The organism is Bradyrhizobium sp. JYMT SZCCT0428 (genome assembly GCF_018131075.1).
Classification (GTDB): Bacteria; Pseudomonadota; Alphaproteobacteria; order Rhizobiales; family Xanthobacteraceae; genus Bradyrhizobium.
Genome location: NZ_JAFCLS010000071.1, coordinates 23,563 through 32,194, shown reverse-complemented (window position 1 = coordinate 32,194; position 8,632 = coordinate 23,563). Strand labels below are relative to the sequence as shown.

General features: G+C 57.1%; 8 protein-coding genes and 2 pseudogenes. 6 read left to right on the top strand and 4 right to left on the bottom strand.

Annotated features, from left to right (window positions below; translation table 11 throughout):
* Window positions 1-409: 409 nt before the first annotated feature.
* Complete coding sequence (locus tag JQ575_RS39780; RefSeq protein WP_212038627.1) at window positions 410-2,212, top strand: sulfatase-like hydrolase/transferase; 1,803 nt, start codon at window positions 410-412, stop codon at window positions 2,210-2,212.
* 157 nt (window positions 2,213-2,369) lie between these two features.
* Here the strand turns inward: JQ575_RS39780 and JQ575_RS39775 are convergent.
* Window positions 2,370-2,547 (bottom strand): annotated as a pseudogene (locus JQ575_RS39775) (DUF1254 domain-containing protein); the annotation flags it as partial.
* Between JQ575_RS39775 and JQ575_RS39770 the strand changes: the two are divergent.
* Window positions 2,543-2,773: pseudogene (locus tag JQ575_RS39770) on the top strand (metal-dependent phosphohydrolase); the annotation flags it as partial. The pseudogenes JQ575_RS39775 and JQ575_RS39770 sit on opposite strands and share 5 nt — an antisense overlap.
* A gap of 334 nt (window positions 2,774-3,107) precedes the next feature.
* Here JQ575_RS39770 and JQ575_RS46760 read toward each other — a convergent pair.
* Window positions 3,108-3,467, bottom strand: a complete 360-nt coding sequence (locus tag JQ575_RS46760; protein WP_409364878.1) for a DNA-binding protein — start codon at window positions 3,465-3,467, stop codon at window positions 3,108-3,110.
* A gap of 107 nt (window positions 3,468-3,574) precedes the next feature.
* Here JQ575_RS46760 and JQ575_RS46755 point away from each other — a divergent pair, with 107 nt between their 5' ends.
* The gene (locus tag JQ575_RS46755) at window positions 3,575-4,021 is read left to right on the top strand and encodes a hypothetical protein (protein WP_409364877.1); all 447 of its coding nucleotides are present in this window, start codon (window positions 3,575-3,577) and stop codon (window positions 4,019-4,021) included.
* A 469-nt stretch (window positions 4,022-4,490) separates the two neighbouring features.
* Here JQ575_RS46755 and JQ575_RS39760 read toward each other — a convergent pair whose 3' ends face one another.
* Entirely contained in the window at window positions 4,491-4,916 is a 426-nt protein-coding gene (locus tag JQ575_RS39760) for a hypothetical protein (RefSeq protein WP_212038626.1), read from the bottom strand.
* Between the two features lie 433 nt (window positions 4,917-5,349).
* Between JQ575_RS39760 and JQ575_RS45285 the strand changes: the two genes are divergently transcribed.
* The 3 genes from JQ575_RS45285 (at window position 5,350) to JQ575_RS39750 (ending at window position 7,244) form a co-directional block, all read left to right on the top strand.
* Window positions 5,350-5,985 (top strand): biotin/lipoyl-binding protein, encoded by a 636-nt coding sequence (locus JQ575_RS45285; protein ID WP_312016103.1) that lies wholly within the window; start codon window positions 5,350-5,352, stop codon window positions 5,983-5,985.
* 3 nt (window positions 5,986-5,988) lie between these two features.
* A complete protein-coding gene (locus JQ575_RS45280) occupies window positions 5,989-6,324 on the top strand; it encodes an HlyD family efflux transporter periplasmic adaptor subunit (protein ID WP_312016102.1) in 336 nt (111 codons plus the stop codon).
* 119 nt (window positions 6,325-6,443) lie between these two features.
* Window positions 6,444-7,244 (top strand): LssY C-terminal domain-containing protein, encoded by an 801-nt coding sequence (locus JQ575_RS39750; protein WP_212038625.1) that lies wholly within the window; start codon window positions 6,444-6,446, stop codon window positions 7,242-7,244.
* A gap of 166 nt (window positions 7,245-7,410) precedes the next feature.
* Here the strand turns inward: JQ575_RS39750 and JQ575_RS39745 are convergent, their stop codons facing one another.
* Entirely contained in the window at window positions 7,411-8,463 is a 1,053-nt protein-coding gene (locus JQ575_RS39745) for a transporter (RefSeq protein ID WP_212038624.1), read from the bottom strand.
* Between the last annotated feature and the right edge of the window lie 169 nt (window positions 8,464-8,632).

The window sequence follows — 8,632 nt, the reverse complement described above, 5'->3', positions numbered from 1 at the left end:
CCCCTTTGGCACATCCGATGCCGGGAGCGGGCGTCGTCCACCACATCATTCGCGTCGGTTTGACCGGACCACGGCGAATCCGGTCTACCCCGGTGAACGGATATTCTCAGGATCGGCGGGCACGTCTCAAATAGCAAACTAGGACATGATGCCGCAGGCTTGGCTGCGTTTTGCATAGCTACCGCTCGATCCTTGCGCCAGACTGGTGAGTGCTCCGTCAGGTGGGGCCAGGCACCTCATTCCGCTTGCTGCCGCGCGGTAAATTGAACGATCTTGGCGAACAACTTGCGTGTGCCTAGACTTTGTTGGCGGCCCACGACGGCGCTCCCTTCAAGTTCATTGGGCAAGATCGACCGGCTGAAGATCAACTATCTACCGCAATGCCTCCTGACCAAGAAAAGGAGAGGACATGAGTTACGATCATCCGAAGGGCCCGGCTGACTCGCGTCGAGGCTTCCTGCGCACGGCTGGAATGGGTGCGATGGCTCTGGGACTCGGCGCGGGGACCGACGCGAGCGGGCAAGTCCATGCGGCAGTTAGCTCGACAAAGGCAGGCCGCGAGAGTGCGCAGCCCTACAACATCCTGTTCCTCCTGGTCGACCAGGAGCGATTGTTCCGGCCTGGAGAACTCCCGGCGGGTTATCGGTTGCCTGCGCACGAGCGATTGATGAAACGAGGCACAACGTTCGTCAATCACCGCATCGGTTCATGCGTGTGCACGCCTTCCCGCTCGGTGCTCTATACCGGGCGGCACATCCAGCAAACGCGAATGTTCGACAACACGAATTTCCCCTGGATCGAGAGCATGTCGACCGAGATTCCGACCCTTGGCGATATGATGCGCGACGCCGGCTACTACACGGCCTACAAAGGCAAGTGGCATCTGACCAGGGAATTTGAGACGGTCAACGAACATGGCCATCTGACCAAGATTTTCACGGAGGAGATGGAGGCGTACGGCTTCGCCGATTACTTCGGCGTGGGCGACATCATCGCACACACGCAGGGCGGATACCTGCACGACGCGATCATCGCCGCAATGGGCGTCAACTGGCTGCGCGGCAAGGCACGCGATCTGTCACACGAAGGCAAGCCTTGGTTCCTCGCCGTCAACCTCGTCAACCCGCATGATGTGATGTACTACAACACCGATGCCCCCGGCACGGTGGTCCAGACAAAAAGCGGTATCAAGCGCGTCGCGCGCGATCCGGTCGATCCGCTCTATGCCAAGCAGTGGGACTTCAAGCTCCCGGCGAGTCACTTTCAGGCACTTGACGCGCCGGGCCGCCCTCCGGCGCACCGTGATTTCCTGAGGGCCCACGACGCACTGGTCGGCCATATCCCGAACGAGGATGCTCGCTGGCGCAGGCGCCACAACTATTATCTGAATTGCATGCGCGACGTGGATCGCAACATCGAGACCGTTCTCGCCGCGTTGGACGCCTCGGGTCTTGCCGACAAGACCGTCGTGGTCTTGACCGCCGATCATGGTGACATGGACGGTGCGCATCAACTTCACGCCAAGGGTGCGGTCTCGTACCGCGAGCAAAACAACGTACCGTTGATCATCGTTCATCCCGCGCACGCGGGCGGTCAGCAGTGTCGGGCCGTCACGTCGCACGTGGATATCGCGCCGACGCTGATAGGGCTCAGCGCGGTCGCACCGGACAAACGGGCCAGGATTGTCAAAGACCTTCCCGGAAAGGATTTGTCCGGACTCCTCGCGGCTCCTCAGCGCGCCGAGTTCACGGCCGTTCGCGACGGCGCGCTTTTCAACTACAACATGTTCGCTTACCTCGACGGGGATTTTCTCAACAAAGCGGTTACCTACATGCAACAGGGAGGCAAATCGAGCGATCTCAAAAGTGCGGGCATCCGCCCCGACATGATGAAGCGTGGCGCGGTACGGTCGGTGTTTGATGGGCGGTACCAATTCACGCGCTATTTTTCGCCGAAGCAACACAACCGCCCCACGACTTTCGAAGACCTTTACCTGATGAACGATGTAGAGCTGTTCGATGTGAAAGCCGATCCATACGAAATGAACAATCTCGCGATGAATAGCAAGCAACACCGGGAACTCGTTGTCGCCATGAACGAGAAGCTGAATCGGTTGATCGACGCAGAGGTTGGTGAGGATCGCGGGCAGATGCTTCCCGGTGGCATAGATGCCGGTTGGGAGGTCACGGCCGAAACAATGTCAGGCGCCTGAACCGGGAGATGAATTTACGCCGGGCTGCAAGCGGATGGCGATCACCCTGGCAACGTGCATTCCCGCACGAGAATCTGACGCTCGACGGCTATGAGCATAAGGCCGCCTTTCACAGTGCGCCCTCTCTGCCCACCGAAGAAACGCTTTTCAACCAACCTTCGACAGTCGGCTTGGGGTCGTTGTTGACCAGGAACGAACGCGCTGCGTACAGCACGCGATTAGTCTTCGACCGCGCGATATAGAAGCCGCCTTCGGGCAGCGGCCCGTCGTAACCGGGCGGCACGAGCAGATACTTCCCGGCCTTCGCCGCGATCAGGTCCAGGAAAGCCGATGTTCTACGAATTCGAGGAGATCGGCCTGAACAACAGGCTAGGCTACGCAACGCCTGCCGACATCGTCTATAAGTTTCCGCAGTTCTACTTGACCAATGTCGCGCCGCAAATACACCTTGCGATCCGCTACCTCAATGCGACTTCCAGGGGTCGCCAATGGATCGCGAACCTCCACAGCAACGTTTTTCGGGCTGAACGCGAGGTGAACCTGTCTGGGCCACAGCGATAGAAACTCGAGCGTAAGGGATCTCTCGGTCCCTCGCCAGATTGAGCGGCTTCTCGGCACTTTCCTGAGAGCTCAACCCTGTGAAGGTTAGAGCCGCATGGAAATAACTCCAGCATGCTATGCAGCCTTGCGATTAAAAATTGCGCCCGAAGGGGAGCGAACTCTTCAGCCAGGAAGACTAGGGGAAGATGTCCGTTCCAGTCTTAAAATCTCCAGTACAATAGGCCGGCAGAAATGCCGGCCTATTTTGTGAAGGGATTACATGCCCAAAAATCGGTCGGGTGCAGATGTTAGCGGGATAATCACCGTCACAGACTCTTGGCATTCTCAACCGATTTCAAGCGCTCTGCTCCCGGCGTATCGTGATATGCAACTGGAAGCCCATCGCATCGAGTACTCTAAGAATTGTCGTGAAGTTCGGTTTTTGCGGATCGCGTGCAAACGCACGATGAATGCTTGTCCTCGCAATCCCAGATTTCTGCGCAAGGTGAGAGCAGGGACCCCCGGTGACATCCACGCCGCCGTTTGCAGACCAGATGCCGCCACCGCCACCGCCGAAAATGTAAAATCCGGTCCAGTTATAGACAGGAGCCACGGGGGGCGGAGCCTTTGTATACGGACGGGCCCCAAGGTCAGCGGCCGACGCCGATCCGGTGATTGCCGCTACCGCAGCCAGAGCGAGCACGATTTTCTTCATCTCTCTATTTCCCTACCTTGTCGCGCCGAGTGCGTCGCACCGATTCCAGAAATTCGATGTAAGGAGTATACCCAATTCAGCTTTGACAGCTGTCACCGACACACTGAATGGCAAAGTGCGCTGAGGACATGATGTCGGACGACGAATTTGACCCGAAACTCTACCGCGACAACCCAGGAGCGATCGCCGCCTATCTAGATGATATATTTCGCAAAAATGAGCTGCGTGAGGTTCTAATTGCTCTGAACCGGGTGATGAGAGCCCAAAACGTAAAGGCAATAGCGCGCGAAATGGGCCTTCGCCGAGACAGATTGTACAAAACATTTGGCGGTGAGACCGACCCTCAACTCGGACGTGTCATGGCTATGCCGGCATGTCGCGTTGACGGCAGGGGGGCGAGCATATGCCGCGCGTGTCGGGTGCAGTACTCACCTATCGCCAAGAAAAGGAGAGGACATGAGTCACGATCCCGGCTAACTCGCGTCGAGGCTTCCTGCGCTTTGTTCGAGGGACTGGGCGTTCGTTTATCAGTGATGCCGGGGCAGAATCGTTGATAGCGCGGCTGGTACATCGAGTCTTTAGTGAGAGCCTTAACAGCACCCACTTCCATGGCACCGATCATGATGCCGCAGGCTTGGCTGGTTTTAGCAAAGCTAGCGCTCGATCTTGCCAGACTGGTGAGTGCTCCGTCAGGTGGGTCCAGGCACCTCATTCCAATTGCCGCCGCGCGGTAAATGGAACGATCTTGGCAAACAACTTGGGTGTGCCTGGACTTTGTTGGCGGCCCACAATTCCTCCTGACCAGGACGACGATCAACGCAAGCAACTGGCCCAACGGACGACCCAGTTGCAAGCCGCTCTCTGGTCTGCAGTCCGCAGATCGTCGGCTGCCCAGCCGACGCCCGTCGAGGCGCTGGCAATCGCCGGAATGAACGATGTGATTAATTCGCAAGGCTCTATGCGCAGGCAGCGTTTTGGAATCGGATTCCCACTGCCGCGTGGTTTTTCATGATGATCATCGCGCTATGTTCCAACGCGTTGATGGGCCACCGAAGCGGCAAAGCAGAGCCAAGGCTGCTGTATGTGCTGCCGGTTGAGGTAAAACTGGATGCGCAGGCCCGTGTACTCTTCAAGGAGCTTGCGGACGTCTGCGGCATAGGCAGCGGGAAGAAAATCGGCGCGCAGTATTTCGGTTCCAATGGCGTTTGCTTCCGCCTCTTCGAATTTCTTGCGCTGATCATAACGATTGGCAGCCATCGAAAAGCTGAAGCCGATGATCAGGCTGAGCAACGTCAGGGTAGCCGCGAGGATGATACCAAGATGTTCGTTCTGGTCGTCGTCGGCGGTCGGATAACGCTTACGGAGCCATGATCCTGCGACCGCGACGACTGACAGTGCCACGAAGGAAACAGCGAACAAGAGCGGCGGGTAGTGCGTTAGATTTTCCATGGCTCGGTCGGCAAATAAAAGGTCCGACCTGCGCATTCCGGCCGGGGCCCGCTGGATGGATTTCCAATGCGAAGCAGCACGAGCAGCTCGGCACGCTGTTGATCCAAATCAAAGCATGTCAGCTCTGGGGTCAAAAACGGAAGTCGATCAGAGCCCTTTACCCGTCCGCTTCAACTTCCTTCAATAGCGGACATCTCTCACCTAGCTCTTTAGCCAAGATGAGTTGGCGTCGGCGACGCAAATCCCAGGGGTGAAACCGCTTCGCGCAAAACCGCATCCCCTGCCCTCGACGTCTTGGGATTAGCGGAATACGACTGGGGCGATGTAGGTCCAAAGGGTACTTTTATTTGGACAAGATTCTCGTCACGATCGCTTCGCCGCGCATAGCGAAGTTCGTCCACCTTGTTCGGGTCAACGAAGATAGGGGACTGTCGTGCTTATAATTCTGTGCCTCTACGCCGTAGCGCTTTGGCTTGTGTTCTCAAAATTCAAGATCGTTCGTTGGGGCTGGTTGTCCGGAGCGATTTCGATTTCCATCGGTGCATTGATCCTTGCCACGTTCCTGGCGCTTTTCAATTATTTGACGCCATCCGGCAAGGTCACCGTGACCGGACGGGTCGTCGAAGTAACGCCAAACGTGAGCGGCCAGATCGTTGCTATTCCTGCCAAACCAAACGTACCGGTAAAGACTGGTGACGTCCTGTTCCAGATCGACACCGCACCGTTCCAGTTCAAAGTAGATCACCTGCGAGCGTCGCTGGCTGCTGCGCAACAACAAACTCACATATTAAAGTCAACCTACGACCAGGCGAGCGCCACCGTTGCCGGACTGGAAGCCCAGGTCAAATTCAATGCGCAGCGCCTGAAGGACATTCAAAAGCTATTTGAGAGCGGGGCGAACACCGAGTTCAGGGAGCAAGACACCCAGGTTCAGTTCGAGACCGTGTCTGCACAGCTCGGTGCAGCCAAGGCCGCCCAACAGAGCGCGAAACTTGCACTAGAGTCCGAGATTGGGGGTGTGAACACCACGGTCGCTCAAATTCGGGCGCAGTTGGATAATGCCGAGTGAGAATTGTCGCAGACTACGGTTCGAGCACCAGCCGACGGCTACGTAACGCTCGTAACATTGACGGTCGGTGATCGTGCGCTACAAGCCCGCTCGTTACTTTCATTTGTAGTTGAAAACGAGATCACAATTATCGGGATGTTCTCACAAAACGGCTTCCAAACGATCAGGGTTGGCGCGACGGTCGATCTCGTCTTCGATAACGCTCCCGGCCGCATTTATCACGCCAAGATCACCGCTATCCCAAAGGGCATAGGTCAGGGCCAAGTCGCAGTATCTGGAACTCTTGCTCGAACGACGGAGGCCAACATCCCCCGAACTCTTGAGTGCTTGCGGCTGTGATCGCGACGGTAGCGGAGTATACCCGAGGTCGATGTTGGACCAGGGTCCAATATCCCGTCAGAGGCGCTGCCCGTAGCGTGGCCTCCCATTATCGTTGTATATGAAGGAGATCCGTCCAGGTGAGACTACCGATCCATTGGCGCCCCTATTTTTGGCTGTTTGGGATCGTGATCTCGATCTACGTAATTGTCAGCTACCTGATATTGCCCGCAACATGGTCTAGGATCGAGCATGAACCCGGTCTTTCAAAACGGGCAATGGTAACTTCGACCGCACAGGGAATACCGGGCGACGCGATCAACGTCGGGCTTATCGGAGCTCGGCAAGACGTGATCTCAGCATTCCATGCAGCCGGCTGGTATCCGGCCGATCCAGTGACCTTGCGCACCAGCCTCGAAATCATCGGAAGTGTTTTGTTGGATCGTTCCTACAAGGATGCTCCCGTCAGCCCGCTTTACTTCGAAGGACGACGCGAGGATCTGGCGTTCGAAAAGCCTGCAGGCACCAGCGCGGACCGTCGGCAGCACGTCCGGTTATGGCTAGTCTTGCAAAGTGGCGCTGACGGCGGTCCGGTTTGGCTGGGATCGGCGAGCTTCGACAGTGGAGTCACTTTGAGCCGCGATACGGGGCAGGTCACCCACAAGATAGCGCCCAACATCGATGAGGAACGCAATCGATTATTTGAGGGACTGGATAACGCCCGGACGGTACTGAGTATCTCGCAAATGAAGGGTGTCGGTCCAACTTTGAACGGTCGCAACGGTGAAGGCGACCCCTATTATACCGACGGTGAAATATGGGTGGCGACCCTAGTTGCGGCTGGTCAGAAAACACCGGCGCCCGCGAAGCCGCTTGCTGTCCCCGCGCTGATTCAGGTGAAAGATAGAATGTTTGCGTGGAGCTCGTCCCTGAAACGATAGTTCGAGCGAACCGATAGGATGGCGTCGCGCTGGAGCGCCGCTGTGAACCAATCGCCTCATTTCGTAATTGCGCCGCCGCCCGCGGTCAGCTTCGCGCGTTCGGAATTTAGCCGCACCAGACCGGCGCATTGACTGGTTTTACCAAGCGCCAGGTCACTTCGAAGTCTTACTTCGAAATTGAATGCCTCGTTGGTGAAACTGTTGACGTAGGCGCGGCGTTCGAGATCGCGAACGTCAACCAGACGTTCCACCCTTCGGGCCGGTTTTCCGCGGCGAACTCCTTGTAGCCCTTGAAATTCAAATATCCCTGCTTGTCTCCAACCGGGAACAAATAGCCAAGCTGGGGTCCAAGGCCGAAAACGCGCGACTTGAATCCGCCAAGGAAAGCCGCGGCTCCGAAGTCGTCCGTTACTTGCTGATATGCATATCCGACCGCGCCGACAAAAAGCTGCTTGGACAAAAAGTGTGACGCGCCCCAGTCGAAATGGAAGTCGATGCCACTTTGATATTGCGTAGTAGGGTTCTTGAAATTGTACGTGAAGCCGCCGACGCCGGAAAATTCGACGCCCGTCGCTGGGTTGAGGTAGGTGTATCCGGCGCCGAAGTCGATGCCGCCGTGCCCGATACCGATGTTCGAGAGGCGCGTGGACTCGTAGGACCCGACTGGAATATCGCCAAACCCATAGACCATATAATTGTGGACGCCCTGATTCCATTTCATCGTCACCAGCGGATAGAGATCACCGACGCCGGTCAATGAATCCGACAGTACGCCATTTCGCGTCGCGACAATAGGGCCGACTTGGGAGGTCAGCGTGCCAGCGATGCTGGTGTCGAGGTGGCCGACAACTCCGATCATACCTATGGCGAGCTGGCCGCCCAGCACAGGCGTCGCGAAGGTGTAGGTTGGTGAGATGAACAATAGATCGCCGCGGGCGCTCAGATTGGCGTTGAGATTAACGTTCGCCGTCGCCGGGACCTGGCCAATCTGTATTTGCCGCGCTGCGGCGACATTTCCGGAGGCTCCGACACTGGTGTGATAGCCCACCACCCCGAGCGACCATCCCGGGGTAACGGGGGCAGCAGCAAGGCTTCCGAATTGGCCCGGAAGCCAAAGCGACACACCGTTCTCGTCCGCACTGGATACCTGAGACTGAAGCGCCAACGCCGCGGCAGCGATGAATGTCATCCGACAAATATTCGAGGAAGCGATTTTCATTTCGAACCTCCCAAACTGCGCCAACACCTAGGCAAACTAGATCAGAACAGCGCTTTAAAGTCTGTGGTTTTGCAGACACAGACTGCACCAGAAAGTGCTCTAATCTAGTGCGCGGCGATAGCCTGTGCCGCTCCAGAACACGACCTCTCCTTCGCCCGGAGTGGGTCCG

What these genes read in the sequence shown, in the direction of transcription:
- JQ575_RS39745 (WP_212038624.1), bottom strand. Translation starts at nt 8,463, where the DNA reads ATGAAAATCGCTTCCTCGAATATTTGTCGGATGACATTCATCGCTGCC.
- JQ575_RS39760 (WP_212038626.1), bottom strand. Translation starts at nt 4,916, where the DNA reads ATGGAAAATCTAACGCACTACCCGCCGCTCTTGTTCGCTGTTTCCTTC.
- JQ575_RS46755 (WP_409364877.1), top strand. Translation starts at nt 3,575, where the DNA reads ATGGCAAAGTGCGCTGAGGACATGATGTCGGACGACGAATTTGACCCG.
- JQ575_RS39780 (WP_212038627.1), top strand. Translation starts at nt 410, where the DNA reads ATGAGTTACGATCATCCGAAGGGCCCGGCTGACTCGCGTCGAGGCTTC.
- JQ575_RS46760 (WP_409364878.1), bottom strand. Translation starts at nt 3,467, where the DNA reads ATGAAGAAAATCGTGCTCGCTCTGGCTGCGGTAGCGGCAATCACCGGA.